Here is a 20792-nt window from a genome sequence, read left to right on the forward strand (position 1 = left end):
TCCAGCAGAAATTCCGCCAGATAGGCCCCGTCCTGCCCCGTCGTCCCGGTGATCAGCGCTACTTTTTTCACTGTGAACTCTTCTTTAGGTTCTTAGAGGCTATCCCAGCAGGCCGTTCGCCCTGAGCTTGTCGAAGGGGTACTTGAGCCTACTGGGATAGGCTCCTATTTCCAAATGGCCTTCAATACGGTTTCGATTTTTGTAAAGTCGGTTAGGCTGCGAGGCCTTAACCCACTCTGCGATTAATGTTCTTTTCCTTCGACGCTTGAATGTCCGCGATAAAAACTTCTGCTAAGCGATAAGCCTTGTAACACATCAAATCGAACATTTTTGTTACATTCCTATTCCCGGAACCTAGGGTCCGAGATACGGCACTTCCTGACCATGTCTTAGCTGCCGTCGGATAAATAGCTCGGGAGAAACTTCGTTGTGCGAAGCGTGTCCCCGTGATTCGGGGCTGAATAACTCGAAAGCAAAGGATCTGCCTACGTTGGCTCATCGGCTTATGGATTTACCTAGGGCATTTTCATACCGACTGTACGGGCACTCGCGAGTAGGTCGGGAATCCCTCCCAATCGCAAACGGCGTCTTCGTCGGCAAGGGATTGCCGACCTACGACCGTGCCCCCGTAGGTCGGGAATCCTTTCCAATCGCAAACGTCGCTTTAGTCGCGACCTTCCAATCGCAAACGGGCCTTTAATCGGCCCCTTCCAATCGCAAACGGCGTCTCCGGGAACACCAAGGCGACGATTTCCGACACAAAGCCCGTCGACAAAGGGTTACCGACCTACGACTGTAGCACCCTGTAGGTCGGCAATCCTTTGCCGACGTATCGGCTCGGCGAAGGGCTTTGTCGGAAGGGCAGCTCTGGCGCTCCCAGAGATGCCGTTTGCGATTGGGAAGGGATTGCCGACCTACGCTCTCCCCTCCTGGAACGAATCCGTACACCGGGATGGAAATCGCTCTAAGTACATTCAGGGAAGTCTTGCGGCATAGGCAACCTGCCGGACAACCCCGCCAATCAAGCCAATCTATCGAGACTCCGCAAATATTTGCGGAATGTACTTAGGGATAGGCAACCTACGCCCGAAAGGACGAGTCCCCAGGGTTAGCCCAGTCGCCCGGCAACCCCGACGGATCGTCCTTCGGCATCCTCTCGTCTACTTCTTTCTCGACCCCTTCCCCCTGGAGGGACCACGATCCGTCTCCGGAACCGGAAAAGCTTCTTGCGGTCCGGCTACCATCGAGTCGCGCGCTTTTTCCTTGAGCTGGACGGCTCTAGCCAGCAGCTCATTGCGTTGGCCCTTGGCGCGGCCGGAAGCGGCGTTCCTCTCAAGCTTCAGCGCCTGACGGAGATGCGTCAGGGCCTCAGGATATACGATCAAAGTACCCTCCGTCAGAACCTCGATGGCATCCTTCGTGTCGGCCGCCGCCAATCGGATGATGTCTGTCGCGCTCCGGTCGCTCAGGCTCTGCGCTTGCAGATCCATCCGATTGGAACTCCGTATGTTTTCGAGCGCGTTGATGGTTCGCAGGAACATCGCGACGGCGACGACCTGGGACGAGTCGAGCTTGACGTGCCGGTTCTTGCCGGACGACGTCAATGAGCCGGGCGAATTATTGAACGCATCGGTGTTGTAATAGGCCACCGCTTCCTCGATCGTGCTGACGCTATTGTTGTGGAAGAAAGGCGCCGTATCCGCAGCTTCGACCAATGACGGGGTGTTGAACCGCCCGTCTCCGTAGCAGGGCTGGTCGTAGTCGGGACCGCAGTCGATTCTTGCGTGGTGCTCCTCTTTGCCGAATCCCCCATCATAAGGAATGCTGGCATCGACCAGGTGCGCCGGTTGATCCCGCATGTTTTCCACGCCGCTGTCACGCGTCGGATTCTTCTTGGTGGTCGAACTGTTGGCACCGGCATTTTGGTGGCAGCCATTGCAATTGGCCGTCTGACCGAAGATCGGATTGCCACTGCCGTCGACGGGATTTTCCTTGGTGTCGAACAGCTGCTTGCCGCGCTCCACCAACGGAGAGGTGAACGTCAGGTCAGCCAGCACGATGTCCTCGCTGCGCCCCAGGGACAGCATATAGGCGACCAGGGCGTCCAATTCCTCGTCGGTGGCCAGACGAAAATCGACACCCGGAACCCGATTGAGCGTTCGGGTCATATGCTGGGCGATGGCGCCTTGCGCGAACAGCCGCAGGGAGCCGTCTCCCGGCGCGCCGTCCCCCGACCAGCCAATGGCGTTGGCAAATTTCGCGTCTTCCTCGAACTCGCCGCCGTCCGCCAGAGTTTCCGTGCCGATCGACGCCGCCAGGGCCAAGGTATGAGGCACGCTGCGCATGACGCCGGGCCGGTCGAAGCCGTCCACATTGGCAAGGACCAGGCCGAGTTGACGCAGCAATTGCGGCTTTTCCAAGTCCTTGAGCGCAGGGTCGTATTCGGCCACGAACAGGGGATCGTCCTTCGGAAGCTTGACGATGTATTTCGGGTCGATGGTGTGATTGTTGTCCGGCCGATGGCAGGTGGCGCAGGTGCGTCCGTTGCCGCCGAAGGTTTCGTTCAGAAAAATCTCCCGCCCTCGGGCAATCTCCGCGCCGAGAACCGCATCGAGATCGTTCCGCTCTCTGGCATCGGCGTGAGCGAGCTTGGGCAGCATGAAGTCGAACGGCTTCGCCGCGCCACCGCTATGCTGCTGGGGAGTGCTCGGCAAGTTGCCCACACGGGTCACGGTCCAGGGCTTGTCGCCGTAATAAAGTCTCTGCATGAAGCCCGGCGTACCGAACAGCACGCCCCCCTCTTCAGGATTCCCTTCCTCTCGGGTAATGGCAACCAGATCCAGGGTAAATCCGCTCATGGCCAAGCCGTCGAGACGGGTCTTCAAGATCCGTTTCCCTTCACTGTTCGGTTCGAGACGGCCGAGCCTCTGCATGGCGTTGGCCTTCTCCTGTCCGCCCGCCTTGTGCCAGCCGGTTTTATTATCGACCAGCCAAACCTCGTAGCCTCCCGCATCGAGTCCGCTGACTTCGACCGTCACCCATCCCTCCAGCAGGTCGAGCCGCATGCGTCCCTGCGCCCGGCTGAATTCTCCGGATAAGGCTTTCGAATAACCGAGCGGGATGGTCAGAAAACGATCGCCGCCGTCAGCTTCATAAGCGGTTTTCCAGCGGCTGTACGCGTTCTTCAGGGTTTCGACATCGCCGTGGCCTGTGACCAGCTCCGACTTGGAAACTTCGGTATCGGTAAGCAGCAGGTAGGCGACCGTACCCCCAAGCATGAGCGCCAGCGCCGCCAAAAGTGGAAACGTATTTTTATTCACGGACTCGTACCAGGATCGGATTTATTGGAAGAACGTAGCTATACAGACGGCGATCCCACTCCTATGGACGACCAACGCGCGAACCGCTGAGCCTTGCTCGGCCGTTGCGAAACCTTGGTCGCGAGGAGGTGTCGGACACCGCCCGCATTGGACGGCCCTGTCACTACGTTGAAATTATTGTTAAACGAATGGTTACGGCACCCGCCGAAACCGGTCATCAACCCCAAGGCCTCCGGCATCGCTTTGAGCACGCGTCTGCCGTGTTCGGATGAGCCGGGACATATCAATGCTCTATGGCCAGATCGATCGGATGAGCCCGGGAGATCGTTCCACCCGGGCACTCTTGCCTCTCTGGTTGCCAAGTTATGCCGGAGTCGGTTTCGAAGTCCGGCGGCCGATGGTAAATACGCCAACCAAGGCACTGCCGAACAGCCATACGGCAGCGGGAATCGGAACCGGCTGGACTGTCAATTGATAATTGCCGGCTACGCCGCCCAAGGCACCTATGATGATCGTGTATTCGCCCCCATAAGTGGTGTCGAGGTCGAATACCTGCGACAAGGTCTCGCCGACCGAGGATGCCACGCCCCAACCGAGCAGGGTGAGATCGTCGGAGCCCAGCGGATTGTTTACCGGGGTCGGATCGGTAAAGAAGGTATCGTGCCTAGAAGCGCCGGCACCGGTATCCCAGCCGCCATAAAGCGCGTAGCCGAGTTTGAGGTTGGCGCCGCCGTCGGCAAGGTCGTCCGCCAGAGTGATTTTGAATTGCGATACTCCGGCATCCACGCAGCCCTGGGCGCTGCCGCCGCAGGACCAATGGATCAGGCCGAAGTCCGCTCCATGGCCCCAACCCTGTCCGCCGTTGTCGGGATCGGACCAGGAAAGGCCGCCGACCCGCAGCATTCGATCCGTGGGAAGGTCGGGATCGTTATTGTTGTTATAGTTGGCAATCTGCCGCTGCAGGCTGCTGCCGTTGGTGGATGTGGGCGTGCCGGTCTCGATGGTGCGGCCGGCCGCCGCCGCGCTGTGCATGCCCGCATACCACATGACGGGCAAACTCCCGGTATAGCCGACACCGCCGTTGGTCCAAACGCCGCTCGCGTCGGTGCCCGGCATTCCGTCGGCGCCGTTGATGCTGCCGCCGGTGCCGTCGCCGTAACCGGCGATGTTGAACGTGGCGTGCGCGTGAGCCTCGGGCGCAGCGACCAATGTTCCCCCGAGCATTCCCGCGAGGGCCAGTATTGTTGCCGTGGTTTTCATACTATGATTCGTCCTCGTCACTGTTAGTGGTCGTCCAAAAGCTCGTTAACAGTGATGTCCGCGGCGCTTCACCGTACCCAATGGAGCTGCGCCGCGGTCCTCCCCATCACACTAGGAGGCGGCTCGGCCGTCTCGAATACTCCATAGCATCGAGACCCGAAGCTTTCCGGCCCCGCCTCGCGGCGGGTGTGGCGATTCGGACAGACCTAACGGCGGTCCATCCCGACAAAGATCCCTCGGGCGATCCCTGCCAGCCGATTCCTTGCGAATCCGTGTGTATCGCGTCTTTTTATGAGCCCCCTAAGCGGCGGACCCGGCCTTTGCTGAAACAATAAATATGCCACTAAATAATCATTGCTAATCAAACAGATAAATCGCATGCAAACGCCACCGACGTGGCAAATCACGCAGTCTCATGGGTGATTCCACACAAAAGTTCCCCGCTTAGAGCGCGGAAAGGAAGGCGTGTACATACGTCGAGGTCTTGTTTCAGGCGGGAACGGCCATGACGTTCTTGCGGCGCTGTCCCAGCGTGACCAAACTCGCGAGGGCGCTGCCGAACAGCCAAACCGCCGCGGGGACCGGAACCGGTGCGGTGCTGATATTCAAGCTGTACTCCGCGATGTTCTGACTCCAGTTCCCCACGCCGGCGCCGCCCAGGTAGATGGAATAAACCTGACCGGCCAGGGCCAGAAAGGTCAAACCGTCTACACCGTCGACGGTGCCATCGTGAGTCAAGTAGCTCAGTCCTACGGTGCCGAACGGGTTATCGGCTTCGTAAGGTTTCGCGGGTGTGCATCCGGGGCAGTTCCAGGAGCCGTGATGAGAGTAACTGCCGGTACCGGAGTCCATGCCGGTGAAGACGGTGATGCCAAAGTTCTGAATGTCGTAGCCGGTTCCCGTAACCACCACGGGATTCAGTGTTACCCACATAGTTTCTTCGGCCTTGATCAAGCCAATATCGGTCTGATGTCTCCAGCCGGTCGGCCCGTTGGCTGTCGGAACTCCGCTGCCATTGACGCCTGCGTCCTGCCAGGCCCCGGCGCCGGTATCGATTTCCGCGGCGAAGCCGTAACGCGTTACTGCATCTGCTTTCGAGATTTCGAGCGTGTTGCCCGCGGAGTGAAGCTCGGCCGCCCAGTTCAGATGAGACGTACCGGCATAGCCGAAAGGCAGCGTGGTGGCACTGGCGGTTCCGACCCAACCCGGCGATACCGTCGGATAGGTCGGATTGCCTATACCCCCATAGTTCCAGCCGTCGGTGGCGGACAGCTCAGTGGTGGTGAAGGTGTTGTACATCGTATGCGCCTGGGCGCCGGAAACGGCGCCTACGGACAAGACGGTACCGGCGAGGGCCATGGCCACCGCTTTGGTCAGTTTGTTTTTGTTTTTGGACATAGGAAATTACCTCGTGCTGTTCTATGGAGTTGGTCTTTGTTTTCACATAGGCAGCGATGTCCGCAGCGCTCCCGTCAAAAGCGGAAGGCGCTCCGATCTCCCCATCACCGAGGGAGGCGGCCCGGCCGTCTTGGGATCAAACTCACAAGACCCGTGGCTTTCCGAACCCGCCTCGCGGCGGGAGTGGCAGGTGCAAAAGGGACTCCGCCCCGCTACGGTCTACGCTCCCCTTCCCCGGCAATGGTTTTCCGGTTTTCCGTAGCACAAAGCGCGTTCGAACCGGAATTCGGTCGAACCGGCCGATACCCCAAGAGCAATAAGCGCGCCTGAGGTAAACCGTTGATATAGCGCCATTTCTATGACGAACCTAACGGAAGCTGCGGGATATCCCATGTTTGTAGTGCGGGTATTCCAGCATGTGGCGACCCAAATCATCCGGAGGGTCAGTCAGCCAGCTCTTTCACTACACCGTTTCAAAGCGGCGATCGGCTGAGGCCGAGGCGATGAAACGGCCGGATATCGCCGACACCGGCGCATGCCACATGGTGCGCCCAGCCTCGAAGGCAAGCTCGACCGCCTTGTCCCGCATCATGCGGCGACGGCCTTGTGTCTGTGCCGCCCGACGAATCCCATCCCGGCCAAAGCACTGCCGAACAGCCAAATGGCGGCCGGTATCGGAACCGGAGAAGACGTGATGTTCAAGACGTAAAGATCCTTGTTTTGATTCCAATTGGCTCCGCCGCTACCGCCCAGATAAATGGAATAAATCTGACCGGCCTCCGCCAGGAAGGTCAGACCGTTGACCCCGTCGACGGTTGAATCGTGGGTCAAATAAGTTACGCCGGTGGTGCCGAACGGATCGCTCGCGGTGAAATCTAAGCCTTGAATCGGGCTATTCCATGCCTGATGGTTCTCATAGCCGGTACCGGTGTCCATACCGGTAAATACCGTAATCCCGAAGTTGGCAATTTCCGAATTGACGGCGGAGAGATTCAGCGTGACATAAGCATCGCTGTGCGACATCAACAACCCGATATCGGTGGTGTGCGACCAGCCCTGAGGGGTTGCTCCCGCGTCGAGCCAGGCGCCTCTAGCTGTATCGATATCCGCTGCAACGCCATATCTCGCTTGCGCATCTGCCCTGGAAATTTCCAGCGAATCACCCGCGTTATGGAGTTCGGCCGCCCAGTTCAACGCCGAAGAACCGGTGTAACCGAACGGCAGCGTCGTCGGGCTGGCGGTTCCCACCCAACCCGGCGATACCGTCGGATAGGTCGGATTGTTTATACCGCCATAGACCCAGCCGTCGGTTCCCCCATCGGTAGCGGGCGTTCCGGCGTTGTAGGTGTTGTACATCGTGTGTGCCGATGCCTCGGCAACAACCCCTAAAGAAAGGGCCGAGCCGGCAACCGCCATTGCGATCGCCCTGGCCAATCTGGTTTGTTTCATATGAATCCCTGCAAGTTGGAAGTTGAGATACCACGCCGTTAACCCGCATTGCTCATACCCCTTCGCTTCAGCCGTTCGCGCCGCAAAACGGTGTAATTCCAAATCGCTTCCAATCCGGAATTGATTTTCGAAGGGTGGCCGTAACCTACCCTACGCAACGTTCATTCGCATGCCGAATGGAGTAAGAAGTGCAAGCTAAGCGCAACCGATACTTAACAAGTGTCGTGCCAGTGTCCAAATCGAGGCACTACGGTGCTTCCAAGGCTTTACAAATAGGCCGGAATCCGGGAAATGAGGTATATGCCCCAGCATTCAGCGGCATATCGCGCATGAGGAGGAAGTCGGGCGAGGGGGGAGCCGATTGCAATGATGCGGCCTCGTTACGTCGGGAATCCTTTCCCGACGTAACGGGTTGACAGCCAAGCGAAGTCGGCAAAGGATTGCCGACCCACGAATAATTCCATTCGGCATGCGAATGAACATTCATCGTAGGATGGGTAGAGCGAAGCGAAACCCATCGATGGTGGGATAGCCCCTCGGCTCAGCGTAACCCACCGACCCTTCGACTTGGCTCAGGACAGGTCCGAGGCCGCTCGGTGGGTTACGGCCTTGCGGCCTCACCCACCCTACGAAAATCAATTCCGGATTGAACGCGATTTGGAATAAGCTGCCGATTCCGCCAGAGAGCCGCCCACGTTGCCCTCGACGTCGATCCAGAGATGCGGCAAGCCCATGGCGTCCAGCCAGGCCGGACCGTTTTCCTCCTTGAGCATGGCGATGGTCGAAGCGCTGCCGGCGACCACGCAGAAGTCCCCCACCACGCTGACGGCGGCGAGATGGCGTACCGGCCAGCCGCTTTTGGGATTCAGCACATGACCGTATCGGATACCGTCCACGACGATGCAGCGTTCGTAGTCCCCGCTGCTCGCGACCGCGCCTTCGCGCAACGCCAGGGTCTTGATCATCGAGCCTTTTTGGCGCGGGTGAGAAATTCCGACTCGCCACGGACTACCATCCGCCCGCGAGCCGATCAACTTGATGTCGCCGCCCAGATTGATCACGCCGTGTCGAACGCCCGCGTCCCGGCACAGCGCCGCGGCCCTGTCGACGGCATACTCCTTGACGATGCCACCGAAATCGAGCTCCATGCCGGCTACCGGAAATTCGAGCACCGGCGGTTCCCACCTCAGCTTGTGCCAGCCGACCTGCTCGAGCAGACCGCGCACTTGCGCGTCGTCCGGCAGTTTGCCTTGTTCGAAGCGCCAGGCACGCCGCAAAATGCCGGAGGTGATGTCGAAAAGCCCGTCGCTCTGTTCGTAACAGGTCGCCGCATAATTCAGCAAACCCGCCGTTTCGTCATCCACCGCAACCTGGCCACCCTCGGCGGCGACCCTGTTGATGGCGGACAGCAGGCTGTCGTTGCGATAGCGCGAATAGCGCGCTTCCAGGCGACGCACATCGGCCATGGCTGCATCCGATACCCGCTTGGCCTCCGAGTGACTCTCGGCAAACAGCTGGATTTCGCATGGGGTACCCATCGCCTTGAAGGCGAAGCGGAAATACTTCAGGTCGTTCGAATTCAAGGCCATTCCGGAAGGGTTGCTAAGTGATGCGCTTCCTTCATCAGCACATCCTATACGCTGCTACTGCTGCTTCCCAAGCTCTTGCTTGGGAACCATAACCGAGAAGCTGGAGCTTCTCTCAGTGGGTTCCCAAACTGGAGTTCGGGAATTAGCGTACCGAGCCCACATAGTTGCTATAACACAGAGTAGTAGGTCGGGAATCCTTTCCCTACGCCTCAGCTTGGCACAGGGGTTTGTCGGCAACGGATTGCCGACCTACGAACTATCGCGGGCTAAAGTCCGCTCCCACAGGCAGTAAATCGATCCCGAAACCAACCCGGCCCATCAAAACGCATAATTCCAAGTAACGGCCAAGGTCCCGGTGCGCGCCAGCTGATAACCGTTGACATCGTCCGACACCGGTTGCAACCACTCGACGCTGAGATTGTGGCCGGCGAAATCGCCGCTGGGTACTGAAAGATTGAGACCCAGCCCCACATCCCAATAGCGTCCGCCGTAGTTGGACGGGAAGTCCACCGGCGCGGTGGTCGAATGCTCGCGGTTGAATTCGCCACGGATAGAACCTTGAACGGTGTAAACGCCGCGCACCGAAGCCGACAGCCAGTTCGTCAGGCTGTAGCCGCCCCAGGCGGTGGTCTGAAATACGTCGCCCAGGGCATAACCCGACTTGTTTCTGCCTTCGAGCCGCTTGGTGCCGCTTACCTGCGCGCCCCAGAACCACTTGTCCGCCTGTCCGGTATAGGTCAGGCTGGGTTTGAAATCCCAGGTGCCGCTGCCGAGTTGCATACTGTAATCCTGTAATTCACCGTCCTCCGTAGCCCCGCCATCCACGGTCATGTCGACATCGCCCGTGGGCGCGCTGACCCCCAGTCCCAGATTGAGGCGGTGCCCGGACACGTCGAACAGCTTGATCAATGCCACCATCAAGGTATCGCCGAATCCGTCGCTGCTGTGCCCGCCGCCGTGCTCGTCGTCTTCCGGAGCCCCCGGCAACGGCTTCGACTCCATCTCCATGTCGACGAGCTGGGGCATCAGCATCAGGTTCAGCCAGTCGGTCGGCGCATACATGATGTCCAGCATGTGCATGTGCATGGTCATGTCTTTCGGCCGGGAGAGACATCCCGAGTTGCCGCAGGCGCTGCCGATCAGCGTTTGACTGCCGACCCTGTTGGTACCGTGCAGCATATCCCCCGCCTGATTGCTGTACATGTAGCGATACCCCGCCATCAAGCTGTCGGCCTGGTCCATCATATGGCCGAACATAATGCCGGCGGGCATGTTATGCCCGTAATGGTGCGAGCCGTGTTCGTGGTGGCCGCCCGAGAATGAGCCGGGCGCCGACAGATTGACGTTAAGCCCGGCGTGAGCCAGGAAATAGTTGAAATCGGCATAATCGCCCGCGCCGCCCCCGCCCAGCTTCAGATCGCCGGCATGGCTGTAATATTCGAAGCCCGCTTCCAGCCGAATGCCCTTGGTGAACTGCTTGCTGAACGTGATGCCGCCGCTCAGGGCGCCGAAGCCGGACAGGCGAAAATCGCTCGAATAATAGCCGTCGGCTCTGGGCGCAAGGAAATATGGAGCGAAGAAGTCGGCTTGCGACTGCGAATAATAGCGGATGCTCGGCGCAGCCATGATGCCGAAGGGCAGTGGCTGATACCACTTCAGCTCGAAGGTGTGAGAATCGATGCCCCAATCGTCGAAGTAGTACCGGTAATCGAAATGCAGGGACGCATCCAGCGCCGGTATATGCCGGTTCAATCGACCGGAGAAGGCCCACTGGTTGCGCTCGTCGGGCCGTCTTTCCCGAAACAGCTCGATCCCCACGACTTCGAGATTGGTCACGGATTTCCAGTCGATTGTGCCCGCTTTCGCCTGCGAAATCTCATAGTACTCCTCGGGCGTAATTTCCCCGCGCACGTAAACGTACTTATATGGGTTGGTGAGATAACCGCTCTGGTTGGTGTAGCTGGCCGTGCCCTGAAACAATGTGTTCTTGCCCAACACCTGCGCGATGCTGGTACTGAAGCCGTGGAAAACGCTCTCTTCGCGCAGCTCCGGGTAATTGGGCGAATCATCGTTGTCATGCGAGTGTTCGCTGTCAGTTGAGTGGACGGTGCCTCGGCTGATGTCATTGCTGGTCAGACTGTATCCCGCCGATACCGTAGTATGTTTCTGGTTGAATTCGTGGCTCAGATTGATCGAGCCGAAACTCGATTTGAAATCCGGCTCGAGAGAATAGCCGCCGGAGAGGGCAAGCGTGGCCTCGTCGAAATAGTATTTGGCGCCGAATACCGGCATGGTGCGCGTTTCGCGCGGTTGCGTCTGGAACCGCTGGACCGGTTTCGTGCCTTTGGGCACTAGGCTGTCGAGAACCGCGCGATATCGTGAGATAACGGCAAGTTTGGTGAGTCTCTGGATCTCCGCTGCGAGCTTCTGGTCCCATGCTTTCTGTTCCTCGGTTCTTTCGCTAGGTAGGGTAACGCCAGAGAGATTGATGTTATCGAGTTGCACATCGAACCGCTTGCCGTCCGTGGGAGTCTGCGGATAGCCCTTGTAATGGATCCAGAACGCGTTGATGTTTTCGAACGCCTCGTTCAGGGTCAATGCGCCCTGGAAGCCGTTGGCCACGATCTGATAAGCCACTCGGGTCGCGTCGTAGTTAGTGCCGTCGCCGGCGGCGAGGTCCGGGTTCAGGGCCGTATTGAACCCCAGGATTTCCCAGACATCGTTGGGGCCGGTCCCCGGATTCCCTGACTTGATCCGCGCGTAAAACTCCATAGAGTCGAGGCTGAAGGCCGAACCGTCCAAGGCGCGCACGTAGATGCCGGCGGAATCGGGATGGTACTGGAGCAAGGTGCTGAAGTCTCCGTCCAGCCGATGCAGGTGGGCGTTCGGGGCTGTGGGGTCGTTCACGGTGCCGATCGCAAACCCATCCTCGAAATAACAGCCGTCCGAACCGATGCCGGCGCAGCTGCCGCCCGGCTCAGGCGCTGCGTTGGCTTTGCCGTAGTAGGCCGCGAATGTCATGTTCTCGAAATCGATCGTCACATTGTCGATCGTCGGCGTTGACGGCGGAGACGGAGGTTCGGGATTGGCGGCTTTCCACTGTGCTAACGCCGCGCTGGCGTCCGCCTCAGACGCATCCTTGCTGTCCCAGAATGCTTTGTACGCATTGAGCCCGCCGAGAACAGTCAACCCACCGGCAGTGACGCCCCCGGAAGCCGCCGAAACGACATCGGCCGGTGTCGGATCGCTGGCCGGCGTTCCGTCAGTGTTTTGCTTGTACTTGGGCTGATCCGCCATGGTCGCCGGGATGCTGAACGCCGGCGTGGCGCCGCTGTAGGTATCGCGGTCGATGCTGAAGGTGAATTCGAGCCGGTCGGAAACCGGAACAATGAAATCGCCGTGGGAAACCTCGACCTGCATTCGGTCATCGCTTTCCTCGTAATAACCGAAGTGGACATTACCTTGCGCTTGCGCGACCGGAACCGCGGCCGAGACATCCATGCCCGGCAGGGCGAGGGCGGCGGTCGTCAAGGCGAGAAGCGCCTTGGGCTTTTCCGATTTGACCGGCATTTCTCACGCCCCCTTCTTCGCGAGGACGGCGCTAACATCGTCGTCGGTAAGGGATTGCCGACCTACGTCGAGCCGCCGGGCCGTAGGTCGGGAACCCCTTCCCGACGCCGACCGCGCCAAGCGAGCCGTCGGCAAGGGATTGCCGAACCATGTCGAGCCGCCGGGCCGTAGGTCGGGAATCCCTTCCCGACACCGACCGCGCCAAGCGAGCCGTCGGCAAGGGATTGCCGAACTATGTCGAGCCGCCGGGCCGTAGGCCGGGAATCCCTTACGCTGGTTCCCAAACTCCTGTTTGGGAACCCATGCCGAGAAGTCGGCAAAGGATTGCCGACCTACATCGAGTCGCCAGCGGACGTACTGTGAGTAGGTCGGGAATCCCTTCCGGACGCCGCCTGAACCAAGCCGACGCGAAAGGCGGAGTGGAAAAGCCCATTCTCCGCTGAAGCATTGACCCGCCGACGCGGCGCGGCGAGCAAATCGGCAGAGAGGCGATGAATGCGGATCAGTTGCAGCCACAGCCGCCCCCGGTGCCGCCATGTCCACCTTGCGAGCCTTCCTTGCTGGAGAAAATGTGGTCGCGCAAGCCGGTCAGGCTGGGATCGGGCGTAATGGACATCTCCGGCTTGGCCAGAGTGCCCCTTTCCCACGGCGCGACGCTGGTGCAGCCCTGGCAAATCACGAGGGCGCAGAGCAGAATCGGCTGCCGCAAACGCGCCAGTCGAAGCTTTCGGAAGAATGTCATCTCATTCCCCCAAGAGCGCGTCTACTTGTTTGCGGATAGCGTCCTGATCCTCGTCGCGGTAGCCGAGATGAATCGCGCGCACCTTGCCCTGTTTGTCGACAAGATAAGACGACGGCATGGCCTTCACCTCGAAAACGCGCGGACACTCGCCCGAGGCATCGAACGCCGTGACGTAATCCACCGGGTGGGCTTCGAGGTATCGCAGAGCGTCCTCGGTGTTTTCGTCCACGTTGATGGCAACGACTTCGAATCCGTCCTTCAGACGTTCGTTGCGCAATCCGTTAATAAAAGGCATGGATTTCTTGCACGGCGGGCACCAAGTGGCCCAAAAGTCGACAAGCACGACTTTGCCTTTATAAGCCCCGAAGTCCAGTTTTTCGTTATTGCCGGGTAATGCCGCGGGGCACCCGGGTACCGACGATCCCTCTTGAACGGCATAAACCGAAGCGCTGCAGCCGAGCAGCAGAAGAGCCGATAGAAGAAATGTTTTCATTGTTCTGCATGTAAATCCGAGGTGACAGGCTGTTAACCACCGCCCTAGGTAGCACAGGCTGTGCCATCGGTTACGAGATCGCGGCGCCGACAGCGCCACGTACTTGCCTCCGCCGCCGGACGTACGCTAGAGCCTGCATCGCGACCTCAGGGCTCGTCCTCGGCCCGCCCCGGAAGCGGACCGCCGCTCCTCGGCCATGAGGCATATGACCCAGATAGAGGCTTCAAATCCCACACTCGACTCGAACGCTTCCCCCAAGTCCGATCTTATGGAATATCCATCGCGCAGGTGTGGTTTAAAGCGGGTGAGCGGGTTTTGCCCGGAACGGCAGTAACGGCCTTCAGACGAATTGGGCGTGGTATGTATTTTGCTCGTTACTGCCGCGGGGGAATGGTCCTTGTCGCAGGATAGTAACGCAGCGGCCGCACCCTCCTGATTTAGCCGGGAACCGGCTGGGTCAGCGTTTCACCGGCCGGTCGTCGGCATCGCACGCCCGGTCCTTTGTCGCGGAATTCTTTATTTCGCCGGGCCATATCTGTCCTGGACGAATGGGGATACCGGATTCATACGCTATGGAGATTTTTAGATGAACAAATCGAAGACAATCGCCGGAATGATATTTTCCGCGCTGACCTTAACCACCGGCACCGCTGGGGCCGCCATCGTAGACCCCGTCACGATCGATTTCGAAGCCATGACGTTCGCGGCCTACTACGGCAAAGCTAATCTGGCGCCTGAGCCGGGCGGCACTTGTGCCGGCGCCGGTTCGGCCGGGTGTTATTTCGAGGATGGGTTTGCGATCGGCACTGTTAGCAACCCCGACCCGAACGCCCACCTGCACCGGTATGATGGGGACTTCAGCACCTTGCTCCAGTACCATCCCGACTCCCCCGGCATCTACGTACGAGCCCAGGACAGCTCCGCGTTCAGCCTCACGTCCATGGAGTTTCAGGCGCCGATCAAGAACGCCAATCCGGGGACCGGCCCCAACGATGTCTGGGAAATCCTGGGGTTCAATATGGCCCTGAACCCGGACCTCGCCGCTGGCGACGGCACCAACTACCCAACCGTGGTCGCTTATCAGACGGTGGCCAACGGCTTCAACGGCACACTGACCCTCGATGAGGCGTTCGAAAACATCGATGCCTTCTGGATCCACTATAAGGGCTACCCGATTGTGCCGGAGGACGGCAAAAGGTTTGATTTAAGAATCGACAACATTACGCTGAGCGCTCCTGTCAGTGCCGTCCCCATTCCCGCCGCGGTCTGGCTTTTCGGCACCGGTTTGATGGGTTTGGTGTCGCTCGGCAGACGGAAAGCGGGCCTGGCGGTCGCTTGATTTTGCCGGTAATGGTGTTCGAGCGGGGCAGAGGCAATGCCGTTCGTTCAGACAGAAGACACCGTTCACCCTGAGCGTAGTTCCGCGCCATCGCTTATATGGTGCGCGGGACGAAGTCGAAGGATGAACGGCCTCTCCGGAGCTTCGACTTCGCCCTTCTCCGCTACGCTCCAAAGGGCTGCGCTCAACCCGAACGGAAAAATCTTAGACAAACGGTATTGGGGTAAGGACATTGGTCCCTGCCCCGCTTTTTACGAACATGGATAAGCGTTTCCCGCGGCGGAACCTCGGGGGAGAGGTTCTAAGGCCGCCAACTTCGAGGTAAAAACATGCGGTCTATCAACTACGTCCTTTTGGGGGTTTGCCTGCTGATCGCGCAGTCGGCGTTCGCCCACGGCCCAGAGCCCATGCCCTTGCAAAAGGTGCCCATTCCGCCGGTTCCGGGTCTCTTGGACGGCTCCGATCCCATCGTCGTCAACAAGAACATGGCCATCGCCCTGGGCAAGGCTCTGTTTTGGGACATGAACGTCGGCAGCGACGGCATGGCCTGTGCCTCCTGCCATTACCATGCCGGGGCGGATCGGCGCGTCAAGAATCAGCTGAATCCGGGGGAAAAGAGCAGCAGTCCGACCGGCCAAACTTTCGAGGCACTGCCGTCGGGCTCCGGGGGCGCCAACCACACATTGACCCGCAACGACTTTCCGACTTTCCGGTTCAACGATCCCTTGCATCAAGAAAGCGGAGTCGCTTTCGCGACCGACGACGTCGTTTCTTCAGCCGGCACGTTCAGCGGTGACTTTATCGGCGCTTCGAAATTCACCGGCACGAGCGATCAATGTGCCCGCAGCGCCGATCCCGTGTTTCACGTCAATCATGTCGGCACGAGACGGGTCGAGCCCAGGAACACGCCCACCGTCATCAACGCCGTATTCAACCACCGCAATTTCTGGGACGGCCGAGCCAACAACATCTTCAACGGCAGCAGTCCCTGGGGCGACCGCGATCCCGATGCCGGCGTCTGGGTAAAAATCAATGCCCGAAGCGTGGTCAAGCAGCGCTTGCATCTGGAAAACTCCTCGCTCGCCTCTCAGGCCATGGGGCCGCCCTTGAGCGACTCGGAAATGAGTTGCAGGCAGCGCACGTGGCCGGCCATCGGCAGAAAGCTGCTGCTGCGCCAGCCCTTGCAGCATCAGAAGGTCCATCATGAAGACAGTGTACTGGGACCATTCAGCCTGAGTTCGCCGGGGAGTCTGAAACCCGGACTGAGCACGACCTACAAGAACATGATCACTCAGGCATTCAATCCGAAGTACTGGTCTTACGGCGGCCTTGGTCCGTTCGGCGCGCCTTCCGGGCAAACGCCTTACAGCCAGATGGAAGCCAACTTTTCCATGTTTTTCGGCATAGCGCTTCAGCTTTATCAGTCCACGCTGGTATCCGATCAAGCCCCCATCGACTTGTCGCCTCGCGATCCGCAGACGCACAGGCCAACCTGGCAGGGCATGGGCAAGACTCAGGAAGAAATCGACGTGTTGACGGATGGATTCCAGACCTTCGTGGACAATCACTGCAACCTGTGTCATGCCGGCCCGACCATGACCACCGCCGCCATGGTCACGAACAGCACTTTGGTGACGCCCACGCCGGGTATGTATTTCGGTCCGGATCATAGCTTGATCGAGTACGGTCCCAATGCTCTTGGCCCCTCGAACGGAGCCGCGGCTGCCGGCATCAACCGCGATGTTAATGTCGTTATCCGAGATGTCGCTTCAGGCGGCCAGCGGTTGATGGATATGGGTTTCGCAAATACCGGCGTCGGCGATCCGGATGCCGATCCGGGGGTAGGAGGCGTCGACGATTTCGGTAATCCCTTGTCGTTCTCCGATCAGTACGTTCAATATTTGCTCGGCAATGATTCAGGGATAGTCGATCCGGGCGTCGACAACGTCCGCAGTTGCGATTTTCTGACGCCTCTTGCGTTAAACACCAATAGCGTGATTTCCACAGTATTCACCATACCCGACGGCATAGAAATCGACGGCAGCCGTGAGGGTGTGCTGCGCGATCAAAACTGCCTGAATTCCCTACGCAAATACAGTCCCACCATTGCGGCCGCAAATGCCGCTCTCGTTTCGGCACCGGGCAAGTTGGCCGTGGCCAAGAAAGCGGTTTTCAAAATACCAGGGCTAAGGAATATCGAACTGACGGGGCCCTACATGCATAACGGCAGCATGGCCACCCTGGAAGAAGTCCTCGAGTTCTACTCCCGGTTCGGCAATGTCAACAATCCCGATAAGCATTCGTTAATGGACAGTGTCACGTTGGCCGAGAATCCCATTAAACGCTCGCATCTGCTCGCCTTCTTGAAAACCTTCACCGACGACCGGGTACGTTACGAAAAGGCGCCGTTCGATCATCCGGAGATCGTCGTACCCCATGGGCACAGCGGAGATAGCCAATCCGTGACTGCGGGCAATCCGCTGGATCCAAATTTGGCTACAGAGGACACCTTGACGATTCCGGCGGTTGGGGCGAACGGCGCGACCGATCCGATTCTGCCGTTCGAAAATTATTTGGAACCGTAGTCAGGCCGAAATGGATCCGGCTGCCGCGGATCGAAAGCCGGGCAATCAATGAGTGCCCGGCTTTCATTCGCACCGGCCTCTATTTTTAGGAGATATGCATGAAACCGCTTACTAAAAACTACAAAGTACTAGCCACCTTGGTGGTAATGGGTTTGTCGAGCGCCCAAACGACACTGGCGGCCAGTGCGTTCAGCAGCGACGCGACACTGACCTATACCATCACTAACATCACCAACCTCAACAATCCGGGTGACTTGTCGGGACTCCAAATTCTCGGTTATTTCGAGCAGGCGGGCGCTCCCGATTCCTATGTGGCGACCACCGGTGACGGCGCAATCGCAGCCGACAATCCAACCGTGGGCCCGGTTAGCGTCGAAACCAGTTTCAGTCGGACATTCGCAGTAGGCGGCAATGTAACCGATGGTACGGTAGCCTCTTCCCACCTGGGGTGGTTCCGCCTGGATTTCAACAACCTCGGCAGCGACAGCTATGCCATCGAACTTGCTCTGGATTTCGAATTGACTGCTACCGCCAGCGGGCAGTCTGCGGACACCGATATATTTCTCGACTACTTCAGGACCAGCAGTTCCGACAGTTTCCTTCCGGGCTTCACCAATGTTTCTCCCAGTCTGGGCTTTGGTTTCGTGAATGCCTCGGTATACGGTCTGGATAATGCGGCAACGTCAGGCTCATCGGGGCCGTTGCTTTTCAGCCTAGGCCCGAATGCCTCGGAAGGTCTTCACGCCGACGTGTGGATCAACGGCAATCTGCAGGCTTCGCCGGTTCCCCTTCCTGCGGCCGTTTGGTTCTTTATCACGGGCCTTTTGACGTTTTCGAGCATGAGAAAACGGAAAGCGATGGCCTGATTCCGTCGGAAACGGATTTCCGACCTACTTATTCCATTCGACATTCGAGTGAACATGAATCGTAGGGTGGGTTAGCGGAGCGTAACCCACCGATTCAAGGCCGCTCGGTGGGTTACGGTCTCGCGGCCTCACCCGCCCGGCAAAAATGAATACCGGATTGAAAGCGATTTGGAGTTATCGTCGGCTGAAGCCAGCTTCCACGCCAACACTATAATCGTGGGTCGGCAACCCTTTGCCGACAAAGATGTCTCGTCGTGTCGGCAAAGGATTGCCGACCTACTGCGCCTTGGGGGCGCTAGCCTAGCCGGAAAATGCTCTAAACGAATATGTCTCAAATCCTCAGGGATCGTATCCAAAGCCGGCGACGAACGGCATGAGGATCTCGGACACCTGCGCAAACTCCGGTTCGTAATATCGCCAGCGCCCGACCGACGAGGCGTAAAGCGGCTGCGCCACCTGGTTGAAACTGGGGCTATTGATGTATTTTCCCGCCGCCCGCTTGTGAAAATCGGCAACCGCCGGATCCCAGGAAAGCCCGAGAAAGGCGAACACTTCGCGGAAGGTCGTCTCGAATCCGGATACGGCATCCTCGTAACGGAATTCGACGAAATCCAGCGTCATCCGCGTTTTCATGCACATCCACCACTCCATGACCTGCGCGTAAAAGGCCGCCGTTCCCTTCCAGCTCAGCAGTTGGACGGTAGAGGGGTTCGGAATCATGGTCTGCATGAAACAGCTCAAGCACACATCGCGCGGATCGCGCATGACGAAAACAAGCTTGGCCTCCGGAAAAATGCAATTGATGAGTCCCAAATCGATGGTATTCATCGTAGTCTTGTCCACGAAAATCCGTGTGTCGATCTTGTCTCCGAACCGTTCCCGCGCCCGGTTCCAGTAGAACCGGCGCAAATGCGTCACGCCGGCCAGATCGAGCTTCCCAAGCTGTTCGGGCGTCGTCCCGGTCGACCCGGACATGCGGTCCAGTTCCTTTCCCAAGGCGAAAATCAAGTCCGCTTCGTCGGCAACGAAAACATCCGGGTGGGCATCCAGAACTTCCTGAGTGAGCGTAGTCCCCGAGCGCATGAACCCCACGAGGAACACCGGGGGCGCTCGATGATCCTGCGGAAGCGCGGTTTCCGACCAGCGAGCCAGCAGTTCCCGAGTAAAACCGGCGGTGTTGGTTCTGATCAAATTCGGAACTAGAGTGGCATCCTGCTTTCTGACTTCCGGCAGCAAGGCGGACGCATCCGCGGCAGCGTGCAAATGGCCGAACACCTGGTCGTATGCCTTGAGCTTGTCGTGTATCCGCGCCAATTCCTTATGCGCCCGGAATCTTTCTTCAGGCGTCGGAAAACCTTTCAAAACGTTTTCGAGCCTTTGTTTTGCTTCGTCGCAACTCCCGTCGGCCGTTTCCAGGCTCGCCAATAAAATTTGCAGCATAGCGCTATGCGGCGCCCGTTTGACCGCCTGCCGGCAAGCCGCCAATGCCGATTTGTTCTGATTCAACCTCGAGTGGGCAAGCGTCAGCAGTTGAAAACCGCGAACCTGCGAACTATCGATCTGCACCGCCTGTTTCGCCAATTCCAGCGATCCCCGATAATCGTTCCAGAATTGCAGCTGCTCGGTAAGCCCGAGCAGCAAACCGATGTCCCGGCTCTTGCGCGCCTTTTTCAGCAATAACTGACCGGACTGGCGCAAATGGACGATGCCTTGATCGCGTCTGCCCAGCCAGCATAAGGCTTGTCCCAAGCAAGCCTTGGCCTGCGCGTCTTTCGGATTTTCCGCCACCGCCTTTTCGAACCACGTGGCGGCTTCTGCCGTGTTTCGGGATTGGATGGCGGCATAACCGCGCTGTATGAAGCTTGTCATTCGGAAACGCCTGCAAGGGCCTGTTTCGCTTCCTCGAGGCCCAGGTAATCGCTGTCCTTGACCACGGCCTTTTCCAGGCGCTCCTTGGCCTGGGCCTTATCGCCCGCCTGGAGGTACACCATGCCGAGGTGATACTGGAAAATGGGCACCTCGGGCGCCTGCGCCACGGCCTTTTCCAACAGCGGCCGCGCCGTCGTCAACTCGCCCAACTGCCGGTAAATCCAGCCGAGCGTGTCGAGGAACGCGGGCTCGGTCGCCGTCTCGAACCGCTGGGCCAACGCCAGCGCCCGCTGGAGTTTGTCGCGGTCGGCC

General features: G+C 58.9%; 14 protein-coding genes and 2 riboswitches. Of the genes, 3 read left to right on the top strand and 11 right to left on the bottom strand.

What is annotated here, in order from left to right; translation table 11 throughout:
* Positions 1-1160: 1160 nt before the first annotated feature.
* The 9 genes from ABJK70_RS06815 to ABJK70_RS06855 form a co-directional block, all read right to left on the bottom strand.
* Entirely contained in the window at positions 1161-3320 is a 2160-nt protein-coding gene (locus ABJK70_RS06815; protein ID WP_347257618.1) for a hypothetical protein, read from the bottom strand.
* Between the two features lie 363 nt (positions 3321-3683).
* On the bottom strand, positions 3684-4580 hold the full coding sequence (locus ABJK70_RS06820) for a hypothetical protein (RefSeq protein ID WP_347257619.1): 897 nt from the start codon (positions 4578-4580) through the stop codon (positions 3684-3686).
* A 114-nt stretch (positions 4581-4694) separates the two neighbouring features.
* Positions 4695-4783, bottom strand: a riboswitch (cyclic di-GMP riboswitch).
* A gap of 286 nt (positions 4784-5069) precedes the next feature.
* The gene (locus ABJK70_RS06825) at positions 5070-5978 is read right to left on the bottom strand and encodes a hypothetical protein (RefSeq protein WP_133716213.1); all 909 of its coding nucleotides are present in this window, start codon (positions 5976-5978) and stop codon (positions 5070-5072) included.
* Positions 5979-6090: 112 nt separating this feature from the next.
* Positions 6091-6176: riboswitch (cyclic di-GMP riboswitch) on the bottom strand.
* A gap of 265 nt (positions 6177-6441) precedes the next feature.
* A complete protein-coding gene (locus tag ABJK70_RS06830; RefSeq protein ID WP_276205413.1) occupies positions 6442-6570 on the bottom strand; it encodes a hypothetical protein in 129 nt (42 codons plus the stop codon).
* Complete coding sequence (locus ABJK70_RS06835; protein ID WP_143735246.1) at positions 6567-7427, bottom strand: VPLPA-CTERM sorting domain-containing protein; 861 nt, start codon at positions 7425-7427, stop codon at positions 6567-6569. The genes ABJK70_RS06830 and ABJK70_RS06835 overlap by 4 nt, the downstream gene beginning before the upstream one ends.
* A 635-nt stretch (positions 7428-8062) precedes the next feature.
* Positions 8063-9016, bottom strand: a complete 954-nt coding sequence (locus ABJK70_RS06840) for an FAD:protein FMN transferase (protein WP_347257620.1) — start codon at positions 9014-9016, stop codon at positions 8063-8065.
* A 318-nt stretch (positions 9017-9334) separates the two neighbouring features.
* Positions 9335-12586 carry a DUF3570 domain-containing protein gene (locus ABJK70_RS06845; RefSeq protein ID WP_077731885.1) on the bottom strand — a complete coding sequence of 1084 codons (3252 nt, stop codon included), beginning with the start codon at positions 12584-12586 and terminating at the stop codon, positions 9335-9337.
* 502 nt (positions 12587-13088) lie between these two features.
* Positions 13089-13328 carry a DUF4266 domain-containing protein gene (locus tag ABJK70_RS06850; RefSeq protein ID WP_077731886.1) on the bottom strand — a complete coding sequence of 80 codons (240 nt, stop codon included), beginning with the start codon at positions 13326-13328 and terminating at the stop codon, positions 13089-13091.
* A gap of 1 nt (position 13329) precedes the next feature.
* Positions 13330-13821, bottom strand: coding sequence for a TlpA disulfide reductase family protein (locus ABJK70_RS06855; RefSeq protein WP_077731887.1), 492 nt, complete (start codon positions 13819-13821; stop codon positions 13330-13332).
* Positions 13822-14407: 586 nt separating this feature from the next.
* Here ABJK70_RS06855 and ABJK70_RS06860 point away from each other — a divergent pair.
* The 3 genes from ABJK70_RS06860 (at position 14408) to ABJK70_RS06870 (ending at position 18611) form a co-directional block, all read left to right on the top strand.
* Complete coding sequence (locus ABJK70_RS06860) at positions 14408-15160, top strand: VPLPA-CTERM sorting domain-containing protein (protein ID WP_077731888.1); 753 nt, start codon at positions 14408-14410, stop codon at positions 15158-15160.
* A gap of 329 nt (positions 15161-15489) precedes the next feature.
* A complete protein-coding gene (locus tag ABJK70_RS06865; protein WP_347257621.1) occupies positions 15490-17745 on the top strand; it encodes a cytochrome c peroxidase in 2256 nt (751 codons plus the stop codon).
* Between the two features lie 98 nt (positions 17746-17843).
* The gene (locus ABJK70_RS06870; protein WP_210024186.1) at positions 17844-18611 is read left to right on the top strand and encodes a VPLPA-CTERM sorting domain-containing protein; all 768 of its coding nucleotides are present in this window, start codon (positions 17844-17846) and stop codon (positions 18609-18611) included.
* A 339-nt stretch (positions 18612-18950) separates the two neighbouring features.
* On the opposite strand, the gene ABJK70_RS06875 is transcribed toward ABJK70_RS06870, so the two are convergent.
* Both ABJK70_RS06875 and ABJK70_RS06880 read right to left on the bottom strand, forming a co-directional pair.
* Positions 18951-20480: a sulfotransferase gene (locus tag ABJK70_RS06875; RefSeq protein ID WP_245245706.1), complete on the bottom strand. Its 1530-nt coding sequence runs from the start codon at positions 20478-20480 to the stop codon at positions 18951-18953.
* On the bottom strand, positions 20477-20792 hold a 316-nt coding region (locus tag ABJK70_RS06880; RefSeq protein WP_347257622.1), incomplete at its 5' end, for a tetratricopeptide repeat protein. The genes ABJK70_RS06875 and ABJK70_RS06880, both read right to left, overlap by 4 nt.

It is taken from the genome of Methylocaldum sp. (genome assembly GCF_039794385.1).
Classification (GTDB): Bacteria; Pseudomonadota; Gammaproteobacteria; order Methylococcales; family Methylococcaceae; genus Methylocaldum.

Bases quoted from the DNA above. Each gene is read 5' to 3' on its own strand.
- ABJK70_RS06820 (WP_347257619.1), bottom strand. From the start codon at position 4,580: ATGAAAACCACGGCAACAATACTGGCCCTCGCGGGAATGCTCGGGGGA.
- ABJK70_RS06825 (WP_133716213.1), bottom strand. From the start codon at position 5,978: ATGTCCAAAAACAAAAACAAACTGACCAAAGCGGTGGCCATGGCCCTC.
- ABJK70_RS06830 (WP_276205413.1), bottom strand. From the start codon at position 6,570: ATGATGCGGGACAAGGCGGTCGAGCTTGCCTTCGAGGCTGGGCGCACC.
- ABJK70_RS06835 (WP_143735246.1), bottom strand. From the start codon at position 7,427: ATGAAACAAACCAGATTGGCCAGGGCGATCGCAATGGCGGTTGCCGGC.
- ABJK70_RS06840 (WP_347257620.1), bottom strand. From the start codon at position 9,016: ATGGCCTTGAATTCGAACGACCTGAAGTATTTCCGCTTCGCCTTCAAG.
- ABJK70_RS06845 (WP_077731885.1), bottom strand. From the start codon at position 12,586: ATGCCGGTCAAATCGGAAAAGCCCAAGGCGCTTCTCGCCTTGACGACC.
- ABJK70_RS06850 (WP_077731886.1), bottom strand. From the start codon at position 13,328: ATGACATTCTTCCGAAAGCTTCGACTGGCGCGTTTGCGGCAGCCGATT.
- ABJK70_RS06855 (WP_077731887.1), bottom strand. From the start codon at position 13,821: ATGAAAACATTTCTTCTATCGGCTCTTCTGCTGCTCGGCTGCAGCGCT.
- ABJK70_RS06860 (WP_077731888.1), top strand. From the start codon at position 14,408: ATGAACAAATCGAAGACAATCGCCGGAATGATATTTTCCGCGCTGACC.
- ABJK70_RS06865 (WP_347257621.1), top strand. From the start codon at position 15,490: ATGCGGTCTATCAACTACGTCCTTTTGGGGGTTTGCCTGCTGATCGCG.
- ABJK70_RS06870 (WP_210024186.1), top strand. From the start codon at position 17,844: ATGAAACCGCTTACTAAAAACTACAAAGTACTAGCCACCTTGGTGGTA.
- ABJK70_RS06875 (WP_245245706.1), bottom strand. From the start codon at position 20,480: ATGACAAGCTTCATACAGCGCGGTTATGCCGCCATCCAATCCCGAAAC.